Below are 18,494 nucleotides of genomic sequence, written 5' to 3'. Positions count from 1 at the left end.
ATCGGGAACGGGAACTCGGCCGGTCAGGCGGCGATGAGCCTGATCGACAGGGAGTCCACCCGATCTGCGATCAGCGCCGACTGGGCCCAACGGTCCTGCAGGCGAGCGAGAAGAAGAGCCAGGGCTTCGCGGTCGAGACCCGGTGCCAGCGCGAGAACGACGGTCACTTCGGGGGCGGCCAGCCGGGCATCCGGGTCGCCCTGCACCAGCGCGAGCGAGACCACCGCCGGTTCGCCCAGCACCGCCACACGGAACTCTGCCAGCAGAGGGCTGGAATCACGATCACCGTGTGGTGCACCTCCGATTTCAGCGTCGGTGTCAGTGTCGGTGTCGGTGTCGGTGTCGAACGGTGACGCCCACGGTGAGCCCTGGGCGATGGCCCACACGGCCGGGCGCCGCACGACGAACTCGGTGGCCGATGTCGGATCGATGATGAGCAGGTCGGTGCCCTCTGCTGCGGCCGAGAGCGCTATCCGCCGAGCTTCGTTGGGCACCGGTCGTGCGGCAGGGTTCCAGCTCGCCATCGCAGCCACAGAGGTGAAGACCGGCAGAGCGGTGCGGCCGTCGGGCGCCGTCACTGTGACGATCGCGAGTTCCTGGGTCTTGTCGACGGTGCGACCATAGTGGTCCACCGCGGTCTGCCCGGCCTCGGCCACCAGCGGTACCAGGAGACGTGCGCTGCTGAATGCTTCGATGACTGCGGCCTGGGAACGCGGTGGGCGGGGAAGCCCGTCCCCGGCACGAAATACTCGGATCGCCTCGACCAGGCCAGAGGCTTCTTCTCCCTGGTCGTCCTCGTAGCCACTCGTGCTCGCGTCGAACGTGCGACCTGCCCACGGCTGGCCTGCCGAGTCTGCGAATAGTGCTCCGCCCTCCTCGGAGGACTGCGAGCGTGCTGGTGGCATGCCTGTCGAGGGAAGCACCCGGGCACGGCCGGGCCTGCTGGCCGAAGCAGGCTCCTGCTCTGGATGCTCGGGGGGCATGGGCTTCGAACCGCTCAGTCTGACGCGACCGCGAGTGCCTCGACGAGAGTGAAGGCTCCCGCGTAGAGGGCCCGGCCTACAATCGCGCCTTCCAGACCGTCGGAAACGAGTGCGCGCAGCTCGACCAGGTCGTCGAGGCTCGAGATTCCGCCGGAGGCGATGACGGGTTTGTCGGTCTTCTGCATGACCTGCTTGAGGAGGTCGACATTCGGACCCTTGAGCGTGCCGTCCTTGGTGACGTCGGTGACCACATAACGGGCACAGCCCGCGTCCTCGAGGCGCGCGAGCACCTCCCAGAGGTCACCCCCGTCTTCAGTCCAGCCGCGCGCCGCCAGAGTCGTACCCCGCACATCCAGGCCGACCGCGATGGCCTCGCCGAATCGCGCGATCGCCTTGGCCGCCCACTCCGGGTTCTCCAGCGCTGCGGTGCCGAGGTTGATGCGCGTGGCACCGCTCTCGAGCGCATGCTCCAGCGACGCGTCATCGCGGATGCCGCCGGAGAGCTCGATCTTGATGCCGGTCGCCTGGGCGATGACTCGGCGGATGACGTCGACATTGTTGCCTCTCCCGAAGGCAGCATCGAGGTCGACGAGATGGATCCACTCTGCTCCCTGCGCAACCCAGTCGGCCGCGGCGTCAGCAGGATCGCCGTGATTGGTCTCGGTTCCGGCCTGGCCCTGAGTCAGGCGCACGGCCTGCCCGTCGGCTATGTCGACTGCGGGCAGGAGAACGAGCGCGGGGCCAGGTGTAGTCATGATCGGGTTCAGGTGCTTTCAGGCTTGGAGTGAGAGAGGGGTTCAGTCGCACGAAGCGACAGACGAATGGGTCGTACGGAGTCAGAGCGTGAGGAGCCAGTTGGACAGGAGCTGCATTCCCGCCTCCCCGGACTTCTCCGGGTGGAACTGGGTGGCTGAGAGCGGACCGTTCTCCACTGCGGCGATGAACCGGCCACCATGTTCTGCCCAGGTGACGGACGCGGCGGGAAGTGGAGGCTGCACATCGAGCTCCCAGGTCTGGGCAGCGTTCGAGTGCACGAAGTAGAAGCGCTCCTCAGCGATTCCGGCGAAGAGCCTCGATTCCTCCGGTGCGATGACGGTGTTCCACCCCATGTGGGGCAGCACATCCGCCTTCAGCTCGTCGACCGTGCCCGGCCATTCGCCGAGGCCTTCGGTATCGACCCCGCGTTCGACGCCACGACTGAACAGCACCTGCATACCGACACAGATGCCCAGCACCGGCCTGCCGCCAGCCAGCCGCTTGTCGATCAGCTCACCCCCGCGCACGGACTCGAGCGCCCGCATGACGGCGTCGAACGCACCCACGCCCGGCACGAGCAGACCGTCGGCTTCAGCCACCGCGCGTCGATCGGCCGTCAGTTCGACCTCGGCTCCGACCCTTTCGAGTGCTTTCACAGCCGAGTGGACATTGCCGCTGCCGTAGTCGAGCACGACAACCTTGCGAGGGGTCACAACGCGCCCTTTGTCGACGGAACTCCCGAAACCTGGGGGTCGAGTTGTTTGGCAAAACGGAACGCCCTGGCGAACGCCTTGAACTCCGCCTCAGCAATGTGGTGTGGATCGCGGCCGCCGAGCACGGTGATGTGCACTGTCAGGCCAGCATGGAAGGTGATCGCCTCGAAGACGTGGCGAACCATGGAGCCGGTGAAGTGGCCGCCGATCAGGTGGAACTCGAACCCTGCCGGCTCACCGGTGTGCACAAGGAATGGTCGACCCGAAATGTCGACAACGGCCTGAACGAGCGCCTCGTCAAGTGGCACGAGAGCATCACCGAACCGCGAGATGCCACTCTTGTCCCCGAGCGCCTGCCGGATGGCCTGTCCCAGCACGATGCCGATGTCTTCGACGGTGTGGTGTACGTCGATATCGGTGTCTCCGGTTGCCGTCACGGTGAGGTCTGTGAGGGAGTGCTTGGCAAACGCTGTCAGCATGTGGTTGAAGAACGGAACACTCGTGTCGATGTGCGAAGTGCCGGTGCCGTCGAGGTCCACGGAGAGTTGGATGCTCGATTCGCTGGTTTTGCGCGTCAGGCTGGCAGTGCGGGGTTCTGTCGACATGCGAAAAAGTCTATCGGCCCCGGCAGTTGTCGACCGCGCGCGCAACGATGGCCAATACGCCGCGACCCGGGCAACGGCTACCGCGAAGGAGTGAGTTCTTTCATAGCGTCGAGGAACGCTGTCGTCTCATCTTCTGTACCAGCGCTCACGCGAAGGTGTCCGGGAATACCGAGATCCCTGATGATGATGTCGCGCTCGAGCAGCTGTTCGAACAGTTCATGGGAATCGGGCACTCCCCCGAACAACACAAAATTCGACGCACTCGGGAACGGCGTGTAGCCCAGCTCACGGAGTGTGTCTTCGATGCGGTCACGCTGCCGCTTGATGTCGTCGACCATGGCGAGCATCTCCGGTGCATGAGCGAGAGCTGCTACTGCAGCCGCCTGCGTCAGGGCTGAGAGATGGTAGGGCAACCGAACCAGTCTGAGGGCATCGCTGATTGCCGGGGCCGCGGCGAGGTACCCGAGTCGGGCGCCGGCGAAGGCGAAAGCCTTGCTCATCGTGCGAGTGACGATCAGTCGCTCACGGCCGGGGAGCAAGGAGAGTGCTGTCTGCTCCCCCGCGCGACCGAACTCTGCATAGGCCTCATCGACAACCACGATCTTGTCCGTCGCGTCGTACGCGGCGGCAATGGTGTCAAGGGTTATGGCTGTACCCGTCGGGTTGTTGGGGGAACAGAAGAAGACCAGATCGGGGTCGGTGCGGGTGACCCAGTCGACCGCGGTCTGCGGAGAGATCTCATACCCGGCGTCACGCTCGCCGGCGACCCATTCCGTACCGGTTCCTGCCGCGATGATCGAATGCATCGAATAGGTGGGAGGGAACCCGAGCACTGACCTGCCGGGGCCACCGAAAGCCTGGAGAATCTGCTGCAGGACCTCGTTCGACCCGTTCGCAGCCCAGATGTTCTCCCGCGTGAGCCCGTGTCCGAGGTAGGAAGCCAGGCTGTCGCGAAGCGCTGGAAACTCTCGATCAGGGTAGCGATTGACCGTCAGGAGCTGAGTGGCCAAGGCTTCGATGATCGAGCGCGCAACGGCTTCAGGGATCGGGTGCGTGTTCTCGTTGACGTTGAGAGCCACCTTGACCTTGAGTTCCGGCGCCCCGTAGGGAGTCAGTCCACGCAGGTCGTCTCGGATGGGCAGATCTGCCAGGGAGAACGGTCTTGGATCGCTGAAACCACCATCAGGGCTATTGGAACTCACGCAACCAATGGTAGCGCGGTGACCAGATCAGCCTTCGTACGCCCGACAACCTCGGCGCAGCTTCGCGCGCGCGGCGGTGCATAGTTTCGAATTACCGTGCGTATTCACTCGGAAGCGCCAGTCGCTGGCCCGGCTGCACGTCTGACGACGGCAGCTGGTTCAGGCTCTGGATGGCTGCAATCACGTCGCGCGGGTCACCAGACGGATCGATGCTCTGGGCGATGGACCACAGGCTCTGCCCTGACTGGACGGTGACATAGGTGAAGGTACTGGACGACCCGCTCGAAGTGGCGATTGCAGCGGCACCACCGAAGACCGCGAACGCGGCCATCGCACCGATCAATGCCATCGACGCAACAGCACCCAGAAAGACCCGACCGCGGCGGGTGAGACGGAGGTGGACTCGCACGGGAGCGGACAGGGCACGCTGTGCGTGAGGGCCTGGTGCGAAATTCAGTGCAGTCATCGTGACCTCCTGGGGTGTATTCGTATGCGACCCTCGGCCGGGAGGGCCGCATACGAAGCTTTGTTCCGAATATATCTTCGATTGTTCGAATAAACAAGTTCGAAATGTGCCCCAATCTCGCGACACACTCGAACACCTGTTTGCTCTGGGCACGGTCTTCGATACAGTTTCGATTGTCGAAAGAAACTTTGAACTTGCCCACTGACAGTGAAACCCCACCCACTGACATTGGGTCGCCAACGAAGATCCACCCTTCATCCAGCCGGCCAAGGGGTGCGACTGCGAATCCGATGAGAGCGAGAGAACATGACCAGTGAACGTGGCGGTACGCGGAGGCGAAAATCACTCAGCGAGAAGCAGCTGGCAATCCTCGAAGTGATTTCCGAGGCGGTCAACCAGCAGGGCTATCCGCCGAGTATGCGCGAGATCGGTGACGCTGTGGGGCTCGCTTCCCTCTCGAGCGTGACGCACCAGTTGAACCAGCTCGAATTGAGCGGATACCTCCGCCGCGACCCGAACAGGCCGCGTGCACTGGAGATCCTCATCGACATCCCGAAGAGTGACAGCGTCGCCACAGACTCACCGACTCCCCACGGCGATGTGGCGCTCGTTCCGATGGTCGGCCGCATCGCAGCGGGTATCCCCATCACCGCCGAACAGCAGGTGGAGGAGATCTATCCGCTTCCCCGTCAGCTCGTGGGCAAGGGTGAACTCTTCATGTTGAAGGTCGTCGGTGAGTCAATGATCGACGCTGCGATCTGCGACGGCGACTGGGTCGTCGTGCGCACCCAGAAGACAGCAGAGAACGGTGACATCGTTGCCGCCATGCTCGACGAAGAGGCCACAGTGAAGGTCTTCCGCCAGCGTGATGGCCACACCTGGTTGCTGCCGCGAAACTCGAACTTTGAGCCTATTCTCGGCGATTTCGCGACCGTTCTGGGCAAGGTCGTCGCTGTGCTGCGCTCGGTCTAGGCGCACAGCCACTGTTCTCGAAGACAACGTCTTCGAGAACAGCGAGGCGGCGAATGGTCACATTCCGAAGGCTCCCTGTTCGGGAGGATTCGGGCAGAGTGGTTTGCCGTTGGGCCTATGACGACCGGGCGGAGTCGACGCTGAATTCCAGCAGCTGAGCCTCGAATTCAGGAGTGACCATTGCGCGCACGTGGGTTCCACCTTCTTCGTACTCCGTACTGAGCACCGTGCTGTGCTGGTGCATTTGTGACACCAGGTCACCACGGTCATAGGGAATCAACACGTCGACCTCGACGGATGGCGTCGGCAGCAGGCCGTCGATCGCGCCGAGGAGTTCTTCGATGCCTTCGCCTGTGCGCGCGGAGACGAACATCGAACGGGGCTCAAGACCCCGAAGCACGATCCGGTCACTTTCGGAGATGAGATCGCTCTTGTTGAAGACGACGAGCTCAGGGATACCTCTGGCTCCCGCCTCGCCGATGACGTCGCGCACAGTCGTGAGCTGGCTCGCAGGGTCTGGGTGCGAACCGTCGACGACATGCACGATGACATCTGCGTCGGCGACCTCTTCGAGCGTCGATCGAAACGCTTCGACGAGCTGCGTGGGGAGGCTGCGCACGAACCCGACCGTATCGACGAACGTGTATTCACGGCCATCAGCGGTCTGCGTGCGACGAACCGTCGCATCGAGGGTGGCGAACAGGGCGTTCTCGACCAGCAGGCCGGCACCGGTGATGCGATTCAGCAGCGACGACTTGCCGGCGTTCGTGTAGCCCGCAATCGCTACCGACGGCACCGTGTTGCGCTTGCGGTTGGCCCTCTTGGCGTCACGCGCGGGCTTCATGGCAGCGATCTGCTTGCGCAGGCGAGACATGCGGGTGTGAATGCGGCGGCGATCCAGTTCGATCTTGGTCTCACCGGGGCCGCGAGAGCCCATGCCGGCACCCGCACCACCCACCTGGCCACCGGCCTGGCGAGACATCGAGTCACCCCAGCCTCGCAATCGCGGCAGGAGGTATTCGAGCTGCGCGAGCTCGACCTGCGCCTTGCCTTCGCGGCTCTTGGCGTGCTGGCTGAAGATGTCGAGGATGACGGCGGTGCGGTCGATGACCTTCACCTTGACGATGTCTTCGAGAGCGCGCCTCTGGCTCGGCGCAAGCTCGCTGTCGGCGATCACCGTGTCGGCGCCCAGTGCCTGGACCACCGCGCGCAGCTCTTCTGCCTTGCCCTTGCCGAAGTACGTACTGGGATCAGGGGTCGCGCGTCGCTGCAGCAGACCGTCGAGAACGGCGGCTCCCGCTGTCTCGGCGAGAGCTGCGAGTTCGTGCAAAGAGTTCTCTGCATCGGTCAGGGTGCCCTGGGTGTACACACCGATCAGCACCACGTTCTCAAGGCGCAGTTGGCGGTACTCGACCTCGGTGACGTCTTCGAGCTCGGTCGAGAGCCCGGCGACGCGGCGAAGCGCCTGCCTGTCGGCGAGGTCATACTGGTCGCCGTCGTGATTCTCTCGCCCGTTCAGCGCGTCGTCGCGTTGCAACGCCTGAGCGCTGCCGGGCGTGAAGAGTGCATAGCCCGAGGAGCGGGCGCCAGCACGCGCCAGAACGCGGCCCACAGCATCCTGCGCCTGGGTCTCCGGCCCGCCGGTCGTGGTGGCTTCTCCGTTGGAGTCTGTGGTGGTTCTGCCGTGTGAAGCCGTTTCATCGGCCGAAACTGAATCGTGTTCAAACATTACGTTCAAGACTAGCCCTCTCATTTGCTACATTCCCTGTATGGCTATGGACAATGGGCACTACTTCTCAGCTCGCCCAGCGACCGAACTCCGGCTCAAAGAAGTGCCGGTCACCCTAGCCGGCCACTCGTTCCTCGCCACTACGGCCGGGGGCGTGTTCAGCCCCGACAGAGTGGATGCCGGTACCCAGGTTCTTCTTGCGAACACACCGTCGCCACCGCCCGGTGGCAACCTTCTCGACATCGGCTGTGGGTGGGGCCCGATCTCTCTGGCGCTGGCCCAGCTCTCACCCCGCGCCACCGTGTGGGCCGTCGACGTCAACGAGCGTGCGCTCGACCTGGTGCGAACCAACGCTGCAAAGCTCGGCCTCACAAACATCAACGCTGTACTGCCCGACGATGTTCCCGCCGACCTGCTCTTCATGACCATCTGGTCGAACCCGCCCATCAGGGTGGGTAAGGACGAGCTTCACGCGCTCTTGCTCCGCTGGCTGCCGCGCCTCGACCCCGGCTCCGATGCCTGGCTTGTGGTGCAGCGCAATCTCGGCTCGGACTCGCTGCACCGATGGCTGGAGGGGGCCCTGCCTGCCGGGTTCAGTGTGACCCGCACGGCCACGAGCAAGGGGTATCGGGTACTGCGCGCCCGATTGCACTCTTCGCCGTTGGTGGAGTGACCGGAGCCCAGTAGCGGGATTCGCGTCGAGGCCGCTCGCAGGCCCCGAAGTGCCAAGCTCCGTCGAGCCGATCGTGCAGGGCCAGCGTCAGGCGAGCGTCACGTCGCCTTCGTAGACCAGTTCTGCCGGGCCAGAGAGCGCGACATGCTCGCCGTCTTCTGTGGCGTACATGCGCACACCGACGGCCCCACCCGACACCTCTACGCGCCACTGGTTGGGCGCACCGGCTCCCGCCCAGTGTCGAATCGCGAGGGCTGCAGCGACCGCGCCAGTGCCGCAAGAAAGGGTTTCACCGCTGCCTCGCTCGTGAACCCGCATGCGAATGTGCCCGACGCCGTTTCTCACCAAAGGCTCCAGTGGTACCACGAATTCGATGTTCGCCCCTTCGGCAGGTTCAGGATCGAGCTGAGGTACGTACGTCAGGTCGGCCGACTCGAGCTCGTCTTCGTCGACCAGCGCGACGACGACGTGCGGGTTGCCGACGTTGATTCCGAGGCCCGGGCGAGCCACCTGGAGGTTCTTCGCCCGCACGAGTGGCTCGCCGCCTTCAAGCCGCCAGCGCCCCAGGTCGGCCTGGAACCCTGTGAGGTTGCGCTGTACGTCGATGACCCCTGCGCGAGTGCCGACCACGAAGGTGTCACCCGAATCGAGCGTGGCGAGACCGCTCTCGAGCAGATACTTCGTGAAGACCCGGATGCCGTTGCCACACATTTCGGCGATCGATCCGTCGGCGTTGTAGTAGTCCATGAACCACTCCGCCGCATCGTCGACCGCCAGTGCCGCAGCACCCGCCGGAATGTTCTTCGACTTGACGGCCCTGATCAGTCCGTCTGCGCCGATACCGAAATGACGGTCGCAGAGCGACGCGATCTGCGCGGGCGTCAGGTCGATGAGGCCGTCAGGGTCGGAGAACAGAACAAAGTCGTTGCCGGTGCCCTGGCCCTTGGTGAAGTGCAGATCTAAAGCCATGCGACAAGCCTAGAGGCCGAATGCTGCTGCGGCGTTCCCGAGCAGCTCGGGGTCGTCGGCATCGAGCCAGACAGCATCGCTGTAGCGCCGGAACCAGCTGACCTGACGACGTGCATAGCGACGAGTGAGGGCCTGGGCATCGGCGATCGCCGCCTCTTGTGACAGCGTGCCGTGCAGTTGGGCCAGCGCCTGGGCGTAGCCGATGGCACGGCTGGCCGTGACACCCCGTTCCAGCCCGTCTGGCACGAGTGCTTCGACCTCATCGACCAGACCCCTGGCCCACATCTGCTCCACTCGCCGATCGAGCCTCTCCACCAGCAGATCGCGCGGATGACGAAGCGCCAGGATTGTCGAAGGTCGCCACGCAACGGGTTTATCAGGGAGCTGGCCGCTCACCGGGACGCCCGTGAGTTCGATGACTTCGAGGGCGCGCACGATCCGCCGACCGTTGTGCTGACCGATGGCCAGCGCCGATTCTGGGTCGGCTTCTGCGAGACGACGGTAGAGCATCCCGATGCCGTCGTCTGCAAGTTCCTGTTCCAACCGGGCTCGGACCTCTGCGTCTCGCACAGGGAACTGGAAGTCGAAGATCACAGACGAGACGTAGAGCCCGCTGCCACCGACCAGAATCGGTACAGCGTGGCGTTCGAGCACGCCATCGATGGCAGCGCGAGCATCTGCCTGGTATGCCGCAACAGAGCCCTCGGCAGTCACGTCGAGAACGTCCAGCATGTGGTGGGGAACTCCGCGTCGCTCGCCGAGGGATAGCTTTGCAGTGCCGATGTCCATTCCACGGTAGAGCTGCATCGCATCGGCGTTGATGATCTCAGCGAGCTGACCGGAGTCGGCGAGTCGCTCGGCTATAACGAGGGAGAGCTCTGACTTGCCGGTCCCGGTCGCTCCGACAACGGCGATGATGTCTGTGGCCATCGAAACGGGCCGTCTCCGCTAGCGCAGCCCGTCGGAGTCGTCGTAGATCGGAGTTGTCGACACTCGGAGGGTCGGAAGGCCGAGGGAGACCCGAGCCTTCACAACGGATCCGTCTGCACCGGAAGGAGGTGCCGGCACTTCACAGGAATCGGACTGCTCCCGCTCCCAGGCGTCACCCGCGCGGGTTCGGCGCACTGCCAGGGGAACACCATCGAGCGAGTCAGCGATGAGGTAGTAGGGCTTCGCACCGGTCACAATGACCGAGACAACATCTCCTGGGCGTGGCACGTCAGAACCTTCGGGAACGTCGAAATGCACGAGCCTGCTGTCTTCGGCACGGCCACTCATTCGATGGGTGTCAGCGTCTTTACGGCCCTCACCGTTCGCAACGAGCAGTTCGACACGGCGGCCGACCACTTTCTCGTTCTCCTCCCAGGCGATGCGGTCCTGAAGAGCCATCAGACGCTCGTACCGTTCCTGCACGACCGCTTTGGGTACCTGGTCTGGCATGGTCGCTGCAGGCGTGCCGGGACGGATCGAGTACTGGAAGGTGAATGCCGTGGCGAAACGGGCCTGCTCGACGACACGAAGGGTCTCCTGGAAGTCCTCTTCTGTCTCCCCGGGGAAACCGACGATGATGTCGGTGCTGATCGCTGCGTGAGGCATACGCTCGCGTACACGATCGAGAATTCCGAGGAATTTCGCTGAGCGATACGAGCGCTTCATCGCTTTGAGAACACGATCCGAACCGGACTGCAACGGCATGTGCAACTGAGGCATCACCGACGGAGTCTCGGCCATCGCATCGATCACGTCGTCGGTGAAGGCCGCAGGGTGCGGGCTCGTGAACCGGATGCGTTCGAGCCCAGGAATCTGACCTGCTGCGCGTAGCAGCTTGCTGAATGCCTGCCGATCACCGAATTCCACGCCGTACGAGTTCACGTTCTGGCCGAGAAGCGTCACTTCGATGGCGCCATCGTCGACGAGCAACTGGATCTCCTGCAGGATCTCACCCGGGCGTCGGTCTTTCTCCTTGCCCCGGAGCGCTGGCACGATGCAGAACGTGCAGGTGTTGTTGCAACCGACAGATATTGACACCCAGCCGCTGTAGCTCGAGTCACGCTTTGTCGGCAACGTGGACGGGAAGGTCTCCAGGGAGTCCAGAATCTCGAGCTGGGCCTCGCCATTGTGCCGTGCACGCTCGAGCAGGCTCGGAAGGGCACCCATGTTGTGGGTGCCGAACACGACATCAACCCAGGGCGCCTTCGACAGGATGACCGACTTGTCTTTCTGGGCAAGACACCCACCCACAGCGATCTGCATGCCCACGTGGCGCTTCTTCACTGACGCGAGGTACCCCAGGTTGCCGTAGAGCTTGTTGTCGGCATTCTCACGCACAGCGCAGGTATTGATCACCACGACGTCGGCTTCGCCAGTCTCTGCACGGATGTACCCTGCCGCTTCCAGCGATCCGCTGAGCCGCTCCGAGTCGTGCACGTTCATCTGGCAACCGTAGGTTCGCACCTCGTAGGTGCGGGCATGACCAGAATCGTCCACCGCCGCTGGCGACGGGAGGATGATCGTTGGGGCCTCAGTCATGCTGCTCATAGTGCATCAAGTCTACGGTCGCCACGACGGCGTGGGCCCTTCGAGCCCACGCCGCACGTCGAGCTAGCGGAATCTGACCCCGCGCGGTTGAGGCGCGAGTGCAGACTTCACTGCAGTGCGGATGATTCCTGAGGGATAACCCTTACGCATGAGGAAAGAGGTCAGTCGCCGCTCGGCCGTTGCAGCGTCGAGCCGGGCGAGCGAGGGTGCCCGCTTCTCAGCAAGTTCTGTTGCCCGCTGTAATTCATCATCGTCGTCAAGCGCCTCGAGCGAGGCCGTTATGATCTCGGGTTGGACATGCCTGGCAGCGAGCTCGCTCTTGATCTGCGAACGCCCATAGCCCTTACGTCGATGAAGTGATTCGACGAGGTTCTCGGCCAGGTCGAAATCGTCGATGTACCGATTTGCACGATAGCGATCAAGGAAGACCTCAAACTCAGACTCGTCTACCCCGTTTGCCGCGAGCAGCTTCGTCACCTCCCACTCAGAGAGGGCTTTGCGAGCAAGTGCTCGCACGACGACGTTCTCGAGGAACGCTTCGCGCTCCCCCTCGGTCATGGGCGCCTGCTGCGACTCAACCGCGTCGGTCGAGTCGCCAGCCGAATCTTCGGTTGCGCCTGAAGCCGCTCCCGGGAGAACTCCTGGGAGGTAGCTCACCCGCGCCACCATGGCCTATGCCCCTTTTCGTGCGGCGATCTTCGGAGCCAGAGGCTCGACGTTACTGGCCCCGGCCGCCACCTTGGGGGCATTAGGATCGTCGAGAAGCCCGAGCTTCATCTTGATCTTGTTCTCGATATCGAGGGCCACATCGGGGTTCTCCTTCAGGAAACGACGGGAGTTCTCTTTACCCTGCCCGAGTTGCTCACCGTCGTAGGTGTACCAGGCACCGGACTTGCGCACGATCTCGTGCTCAACACCGAAATCGATGAGGCTGCCCTCGCGTGAGATGCCGATTCCGTAGATGATGTCGAACTCGGCCTGTTTGAAGGGCGGAGCCATCTTGTTCTTGACGACCTTGACGCGTGTACGGTTACCGACCGCCTCTGTACCCTCTTTGAGAGTCTCGATGCGACGGATGTCGAGGCGAATCGAAGCGTAGAACTTGAGGGCCTTACCGCCGGCGGTCGTCTCCGGGCTACCGAAGAAGACGCCGATCTTCTCGCGCAGCTGATTGATGAAGATCATCGTGGTGTTGGTCTGGTTGAGGCCACCGGTGAGCTTGCGGAGAGCCTGCGACATGAGCCTGGCCTGCAAGCCGACGTGCGAGTCGCCCATCTCGCCTTCGATCTCTGCACGGGGCACCAGAGCAGCGACCGAGTCGATCACGATGAGGTCGATCGATCCGGATCGCACAAGCATGTCTGCGATCTCGAGGGCCTGTTCACCGGTGTCGGGCTGCGAGACGAGAAGAGCATCGATGTCGACGCCGAGCTTCTTTGCGTATTCGGGGTCGAGGGCATGTTCGGCATCGATGAAGGCAGCGATACCACCACCTCGCTGTGCGTTCGCGATCGCGTGGAGCGTGAGAGTGGTCTTACCCGACGACTCAGGCCCGTAGATCTCAACGATTCGACCGCGGGGAAGACCGCCTATGCCGAGCGCGACATCGAGGGCGATGGAGCCTGTCGGAATGACTTCGACGGGGGCACGTTCGTCGCTGCCGAGCCGCATCACCGACCCCTTGCCGAACTGGCGGTCGATCTGGGCGAGTGCTGTTTCGAGAGCTTTCTCACGAGAGGCATCTGAGGGCATTGCTGTCTCCTTCAATCAGTTGCTCGCCTGACCCAGCATTCGTCTGGATCTGCGCCGCGGTCGGTGTGCCTGTAGGCTGTCGCGCTCGGCCCTCGCACCCCTTCGACGGGGCTTGATGCTGCTGACGACAAGGCGTTTTCGCTGGTCTTTCGTACCTTCACCACGCTAGGCAGTGCCACCGACATCGCTGCCGCAGACAGGCCATTCTGTGGAGAACGCTTGAAGAAACCGTGCTGTGTAGGAGACTAGCAAGATCCGAACATATCTTCGAGAAAGAACGGCGGCGTGTTGGATTCATCGAACATGCAGACGAACGAATGCTCCCCCACCTGCGGCGTCGCGCACACTCGGGTGCGTGACATTCAGGCAGGTCTATGTGCGGGGTTGTGGCAGGCCCGCACCATGCCAGCGGGATTTCGGCACATCGGCTGCGCGGCAGAGGGCAAGCCAGACCTCACGGGCATCGGCACCCCTGGAGATGGCTTCGTCTACGGTACGCCCATCGAACTCACTCAGTGCAAGATCGTTCGTGACGACCCTTCCGAAGCCCGGTCCGAACTCATCGAGTACGGCCTGACGGAATTCACTCAGTCTCACCGCTTAGCGAGCAACCAGTCCGGCATCGAATCCTGCAACGAATTCATCGGGAACCGTGTCGGGGATGGTATCGATGCCCTCGATGACGGCCAGGCGGTCGCCGACCTCACGCATGATGACGGAGATGGGCGTATCGAGCGCCTCCGCCACGGAAGCCAGAATCTCGCTGGAGGCTTCTTTCTGGCCGCGCTCGACCTCGCTGAGGTAACCGAGGGCGACACTGGCTTTACTTGCCACCTGGCGAAGGGTGCGACCCTTCTGAAGACGGAAGTCCCGCAGCACGTCGCCGATCTCTTGGCGAACTAAAATCATTGGAGCCTCCTTGCGTGTGTGTCTTCGGTGAGTTGTTCGTGGTGCACTAACAATACGGTGGCTTCGACAGCCAAGGTACCGTTCCACAAACTCTAAACGAACAACACTGGACTTTCGGTGTTAACGACATCATGTGTAACGAGATCGAAACCTGAGTCATTCCCGCGCAACATGGCTAGAATCGCGCACTCAGGATTCGTACAGCTTCACTGACAGCTCCGGCCCGAATCCTGTCCCGACCCCCTTCGAGGTGGAGAGCCACGCTCCACGTCTTGTCGCCCAGGGAGAGACCGACGAAGACGGTGCCTTCCGGGTGTCCGTCGGCCGGGCCCGGGCCCGCCACTCCGGTTGTCGAGATGCCGATCGAGGCAGCCGAACCATCCACAGCCAACGCGTACCGCACTCCCTCAGCCATCTGCTCGGCGACCTCCGGATGCACGGGGCCCTGTGTTCGCAGGAGGTTCGCGTCGACCCCCAGCACTGATGCCTTGATGGAAGTGTTGTAGGCCACCACTCCCCCAAACACGACGTTCGATGCACCAGCGGGCCTGATGAGTTCAGCCACGAGGAGACCCCCGGTGAGGGACTCGGCAACAGCAACCGTCTCGCCGCGTCGAGTGAGTTCCGCGATCAACGCTGCGGTCACGTCGATCCCGTCGCCGTCGGTCACTGCTTCTTGGCCTTGTTGAGCTTGTAGTCCTGCACCAGGTAGTCGAGCCCGGTCACCACCGTCAGCACGAAGGCGATCGACATGAAGACCAGGTTCACCACGTTCACCCAGTCACCGAGGAGCGAAGCGAAGGGGAACAGGGCAAGCGAGATGGCGATCGACTGTGCGAGGGTCTTCAGCTTGCCACCCCGCGATGCCGGTATCACGCGGCTCTTGATGACAGCGAAGCGCCAGAGCGTGATGCCCACCTCACGCACGAGGATGATGATGGTCACCCACCAGGGCAATTCGCCGAGGATCGACAGGCCTACCAGCGCACCCCCGGTGAGCACCTTGTCGGCAATGGGGTCGAGGATCTTGCCGAGATCGGTGACCTGGTTGTTCTTGCGGGCGAGATGACCGTCGACACCGTCGGTCGCGATCGCCAGGACGAAGAGAATCGCCGCGAGGTAGCGAAGCAGTCCATTCGCGCCATTGTCGGCCAGCAGCATCCAGATGAACAGGGGCGCCAGCAGGATGCGTACGACCGTGATCGCGTTCGGCAGGTTCCAGTTGCTGGGCTTGGCGGGAGTCTCAGGTGAAACGGTCATGGTGCTACTCTCTGCCGGTGAGGCCCCACGCGTCTTCGTCGGAAGTCGCCTCTTCTTCAGGATACCCGCCACCGGGTGCGGCGAGTGGGTCGGCGTACGTCATTCCGGAGGGTGCAGAGGAGGCCGACAACGAGCCCGACGCCGACATGCCGCGAGAGTCGATCGGAGCAGAAGGGGCAGCCGCCTCATCCGACCCGCGCAGCATCGCGAGAACCTCGGGCAACTGCTCGGCCGTGACAAGGACATCGCGTGCTTTCGAGCCCTCTGACGGGCCCACGATCTCGCGCGATTCGAGCAGGTCCATGAGGCGCCCGGCCTTGGCGAAACCGACCTTCAGCTTGCGCTGGAGCATCGACGTCGAGCCGAACTGGGTGTTTACGATGAGCTCGGCGGCCTGAAGGAGCACTTCGAGGTCGTCACCGATGTCGGAGTCGATCTGCTTCGACACCGCTGCAACCGTCACATCGTTGCGGTACTCGGGCCGCGCCTGGCGCGTGACATGCTGCACGACCTTCTCGATCTCGCTCTCGCTGACCCAGGCGCCCTGCACACGGATCGATTTCGAGGCGCCCATCGGCAGGAACAGCGCGTCGCCCTGCCCGATGAGCTTGTCTGCACCCGGCTGGTCGAGGATGACCCGCGAGTCCGTCACGCTGGTGACGGCGAAGGCGAGACGCGAGGGTACGTTGGCCTTGATCAGGCCGGTAACGACGTCGACGCTCGGGCGCTGGGTGGCGAGCACGAGGTGAATTCCGGATGCCCGGGCCAGCTGCGTGATGCGAACGATCGAGTCCTCGACATCACGCGGCGCCACCATCATGAGGTCGGCGAGCTCGTCGACCACCACGAGCAGGTACGGGTACGGCTTGAGCACGCGGTGACTGCCTGCAGGCAGCACGATCTCGTTGTTGACCACGGCGCGGTTGAAGTCGTCGATGTGCCGGAAACCGAAGCTCTCGAGGTCGTCGTAGCGCATGTCCATCTCTTTGACGACCCAGGCGAGCGCTTCAGCGGCCTTCTTCGGATTCGTGATGATGGGCGTAATGAGGTGCGGAACTCCCTGGTAGGCCGTGAGCTCCACGCGCTTGGGGTCGATCAGCACCATGCGGACTTCGGCGGGCGTCGCCCGCATCAGGATGCTCGTGACCATCGAGTTCACAAAGCTCGACTTGCCCGACCCTGTCGAACCGGCGACCAGGAGATGGGGCATCTTCGCGAGGTTCGCGATGATGAACTTGCCTTCGACGTCCTTGCCCACACCGATCGTCATCGGGTGCACGTCGTTCGTCGCCTTGGCCGAGCGCAGCACGTCGCCGAGAACGACGATCTCGCGGTCGGTGTTCGGAATCTCGACCCCGATGGCACTCCGGCCCGGAATGGGCGAGAGGATGCGCACCTCGTTGCTCGCGACGGCATATGAGAGGTTCTTGCTGAGCGCGGTGACACGCTCGACCTTCACGCCTGGGCCGAGTTCGATCTCGTACCGCGTGACGGTGGGTCCCCGTGAGAAGCCGGTGACCTTCGCATCGACCTGGAACTGCTGGAGAACGTTGGTGATCGCGGCGACGATGTCATCGTTTGCCTGCGACCGGGCCTTGGAGGGCTCGCCGAGCGCCAGGCTGGTGGCCGGGGGCAACGAATAGTTGAGCTGCTCGAGCTCCTTCACCTCTGCCAGCGGTACGAAGACGTCGCCCACCTCGCCTTCGACGCCCGCTGCGCCCGGCTCCGTGCCGAACAGCACTCCGGTGAACGACGCCGTGTCGGTGGCCGCATCGTCACGGATACCCGTGGCCGACTTCGAGCCCGGCAGGATCTCCCCCGTGAAGCGCTTGACGGCCTGTTCCGCCGCCTCCATGTCGCCCAGGAGCGAGGCCCCGAAGCTGGCCGTGCTGTCGATGACCTCGGTTGCTGGGGTGCGGTCTTCGATGAACGTTCGGTCGACGACGGTTGGGTTGACCGTCGTGGTCGGGATGATCGGGCTGTCGAACGCCGGATCTTCTTCGCGCTGCGTCTTGTTGCGGCGCCACCATGGCAGCGCTTCATCGACGTCTTCGAAGTCGAGTTGCAGGTCACCGGTCTGTGAAGTGCCCGACGCGTCTGATTTCGACGGCTTCGCGGAAGTCGTTCCACTGGCTTCGGGCGCCTCGCCGAACGCTGCACCGAACAGGTACGAGTAGAGCTCCTTCGAGCGCACACCGACCTTGTTCGGCGGTGTCTTCGTGATGATGAAGAGAGAGAGAAGAAGCAGCAGTGACACGATTATCGTCGCACCGACCGAGGTCGTCACGAGTATCAGCGGTGCCGCGAGCACCCAGCCGAGCACTCCTCCCGCGTCTGCGAGCTTCTCGATTCCGTCACCGGGTGAGGGTTGCGCACTGAAGATGTGGCAGAGAGCCGACACGGTGAGCAACAGGATGCCGAGGCCGATGCCGATTCGGCCGTTGTCGTTGACCGAATTGGGGTGGCGGAACAACCAGATCGACAGCAGCAACATCACTACGGGCAGCGCATAGGCCACCCGCCCGAACAGACCGCCGAAGGTGTAGGCGTCGAGCAGGTTCGCGACCGGGTTGGCAACGAGGAACCACTCGATGATCGCCCCGGCGACGGCCAGCAGGAACAGCAGGAACGGGAACCCGTCCCTGCGCTCGTCTCTGGCCAGCTTCTCGTGCCCGAACGCGCGTGCAGCGCCCCCGGTGAGGTGCGCGAGACCGAGGTACATTCTGGCGAACGGGCCGGGGCCCTGCTCATCCACCGGGAACTTCAACGTCTTCTGCACGGTGGTCGGTGCCGTCTTCGCGGGCGTCTTGCGCGAGCCCGTCGCAGCTGAATCGCGCGTGCCAGAAGCACCGCGGGCGCGGGAGTTCGACCTGGTACTCGTAGCCATGCGTCCACGCTACTGTCTGCCCCACCCGGAACGTCGTTAGCCGCTCCGAGCGCGTCGAAAAGTCACCTACCGGCGCGCAC

19 protein-coding genes are annotated in these 18,494 nt (G+C 63.4%); 2 read left to right on the top strand and 17 right to left on the bottom strand.

All coding sequences use genetic code 11. The features are described 5' to 3' along the window. Positions 1 to 23: 23 nt before the first annotated feature. From KPL76_RS09830 to KPL76_RS09805, 6 genes are all read right to left on the bottom strand, one after another. Entirely contained in the window at positions 24 to 983 is a 960-nt protein-coding gene (locus KPL76_RS09830; RefSeq protein WP_371733890.1) for an SseB family protein, read from the bottom strand. A 14-nt stretch (positions 984 to 997) separates the two neighbouring features. After that, positions 998 to 1,738, bottom strand: coding sequence for a bifunctional 1-(5-phosphoribosyl)-5-((5-phosphoribosylamino)methylideneamino)imidazole-4-carboxamide isomerase/phosphoribosylanthranilate isomerase PriA (gene priA / locus KPL76_RS09825; protein WP_216332858.1), 741 nt, complete (start codon positions 1,736 to 1,738; stop codon positions 998 to 1,000). A gap of 81 nt (positions 1,739 to 1,819) precedes the next feature. Next, entirely contained in the window at positions 1,820 to 2,452 is a 633-nt protein-coding gene (gene hisH, locus KPL76_RS09820) for an imidazole glycerol phosphate synthase subunit HisH (protein WP_216332857.1), read from the bottom strand. After that, positions 2,449 to 3,057 (bottom strand): imidazoleglycerol-phosphate dehydratase HisB, encoded by a 609-nt coding sequence (hisB, locus tag KPL76_RS09815; protein ID WP_216332854.1) that lies wholly within the window; start codon positions 3,055 to 3,057, stop codon positions 2,449 to 2,451. Before hisB ends, hisH begins: the two co-directional genes overlap by 4 nt. Before the next feature lie 77 nt (positions 3,058 to 3,134). Continuing rightward, positions 3,135 to 4,259, bottom strand: a complete 1,125-nt coding sequence (locus KPL76_RS09810; protein ID WP_216332852.1) for a histidinol-phosphate transaminase — start codon at positions 4,257 to 4,259, stop codon at positions 3,135 to 3,137. Positions 4,260 to 4,350: 91 nt separating this feature from the next. Beyond that, positions 4,351 to 4,725, bottom strand: a complete 375-nt coding sequence (locus tag KPL76_RS09805) for a LysM peptidoglycan-binding domain-containing protein (protein WP_216332850.1) — start codon at positions 4,723 to 4,725, stop codon at positions 4,351 to 4,353. A gap of 306 nt (positions 4,726 to 5,031) precedes the next feature. Between KPL76_RS09805 and lexA the strand changes: the two genes are divergently transcribed. Beyond that, on the top strand, positions 5,032 to 5,697 hold the full coding sequence (gene lexA / locus KPL76_RS09800; RefSeq protein ID WP_216332848.1) for a transcriptional repressor LexA: 666 nt from the start codon (positions 5,032 to 5,034) through the stop codon (positions 5,695 to 5,697). A 115-nt stretch (positions 5,698 to 5,812) separates the two neighbouring features. On the opposite strand, the gene hflX is transcribed toward lexA, so the two are convergent. Next, entirely contained in the window at positions 5,813 to 7,426 is a 1,614-nt protein-coding gene (gene hflX, locus KPL76_RS09795; RefSeq protein ID WP_216332846.1) for a GTPase HflX, read from the bottom strand. Between the two features lie 46 nt (positions 7,427 to 7,472). Here hflX and KPL76_RS09790 point away from each other — a divergent pair, with 46 nt between their 5' ends. After that, a complete protein-coding gene (locus KPL76_RS09790) occupies positions 7,473 to 8,099 on the top strand; it encodes a class I SAM-dependent methyltransferase (protein WP_216336323.1) in 627 nt (208 codons plus the stop codon). Between the two features lie 87 nt (positions 8,100 to 8,186). On the opposite strand, the gene dapF is transcribed toward KPL76_RS09790, so the two are convergent. The 10 genes from dapF to KPL76_RS09740 form a co-directional block, all read right to left on the bottom strand. Further along, entirely contained in the window at positions 8,187 to 9,068 is an 882-nt protein-coding gene (dapF, locus tag KPL76_RS09785) for a diaminopimelate epimerase (RefSeq protein WP_216332844.1), read from the bottom strand. A gap of 9 nt (positions 9,069 to 9,077) precedes the next feature. After that, positions 9,078 to 9,998, bottom strand: a complete 921-nt coding sequence (gene miaA, locus KPL76_RS09780; protein ID WP_216332825.1) for a tRNA (adenosine(37)-N6)-dimethylallyltransferase MiaA — start codon at positions 9,996 to 9,998, stop codon at positions 9,078 to 9,080. Between the two features lie 18 nt (positions 9,999 to 10,016). After that, positions 10,017 to 11,606 carry a tRNA (N6-isopentenyl adenosine(37)-C2)-methylthiotransferase MiaB gene (gene miaB, locus KPL76_RS09775; RefSeq protein ID WP_216332822.1) on the bottom strand — a complete coding sequence of 530 codons (1,590 nt, stop codon included), beginning with the start codon at positions 11,604 to 11,606 and terminating at the stop codon, positions 10,017 to 10,019. A gap of 63 nt (positions 11,607 to 11,669) precedes the next feature. Further along, a complete protein-coding gene (locus tag KPL76_RS09770) occupies positions 11,670 to 12,263 on the bottom strand; it encodes a regulatory protein RecX (RefSeq protein WP_216332819.1) in 594 nt (197 codons plus the stop codon). Positions 12,264 to 12,278: 15 nt separating this feature from the next. Continuing rightward, positions 12,279 to 13,358 carry a recombinase RecA gene (gene recA, locus KPL76_RS09765; RefSeq protein WP_216332814.1) on the bottom strand — a complete coding sequence of 360 codons (1,080 nt, stop codon included), beginning with the start codon at positions 13,356 to 13,358 and terminating at the stop codon, positions 12,279 to 12,281. A 372-nt stretch (positions 13,359 to 13,730) separates the two neighbouring features. Then, on the bottom strand, positions 13,731 to 13,955 hold the full coding sequence (locus KPL76_RS09760) for a DUF3046 domain-containing protein (RefSeq protein WP_216332812.1): 225 nt from the start codon (positions 13,953 to 13,955) through the stop codon (positions 13,731 to 13,733). A 3-nt stretch (positions 13,956 to 13,958) separates the two neighbouring features. Then, entirely contained in the window at positions 13,959 to 14,267 is a 309-nt protein-coding gene (locus tag KPL76_RS09755) for a helix-turn-helix domain-containing protein (protein WP_205109481.1), read from the bottom strand. A 175-nt stretch (positions 14,268 to 14,442) separates the two neighbouring features. After that, positions 14,443 to 14,937 (bottom strand): CinA family protein, encoded by a 495-nt coding sequence (locus tag KPL76_RS09750; RefSeq protein WP_216332809.1) that lies wholly within the window; start codon positions 14,935 to 14,937, stop codon positions 14,443 to 14,445. Further along, positions 14,934 to 15,527 carry a CDP-diacylglycerol--glycerol-3-phosphate 3-phosphatidyltransferase gene (gene pgsA / locus KPL76_RS09745; RefSeq protein WP_216332806.1) on the bottom strand — a complete coding sequence of 198 codons (594 nt, stop codon included), beginning with the start codon at positions 15,525 to 15,527 and terminating at the stop codon, positions 14,934 to 14,936. The genes KPL76_RS09750 and pgsA overlap by 4 nt, the downstream gene beginning before the upstream one ends. 4 nt (positions 15,528 to 15,531) lie before the next feature. Continuing rightward, the gene (locus KPL76_RS09740; protein ID WP_216332802.1) at positions 15,532 to 18,414 is read right to left on the bottom strand and encodes a DNA translocase FtsK; all 2,883 of its coding nucleotides are present in this window, start codon (positions 18,412 to 18,414) and stop codon (positions 15,532 to 15,534) included. Positions 18,415 to 18,494: the final 80 nt, after the last annotated feature.

This window comes from Subtercola sp. PAMC28395 (assembly GCF_018889995.1).
In the GTDB taxonomy this organism is placed as follows: Bacteria; Actinomycetota; Actinomycetes; order Actinomycetales; family Microbacteriaceae; genus Subtercola.
The sequence above is the reverse complement of the archived record's forward strand: the minus strand, read 5'-3'. Positions and strand labels throughout refer to the sequence as shown.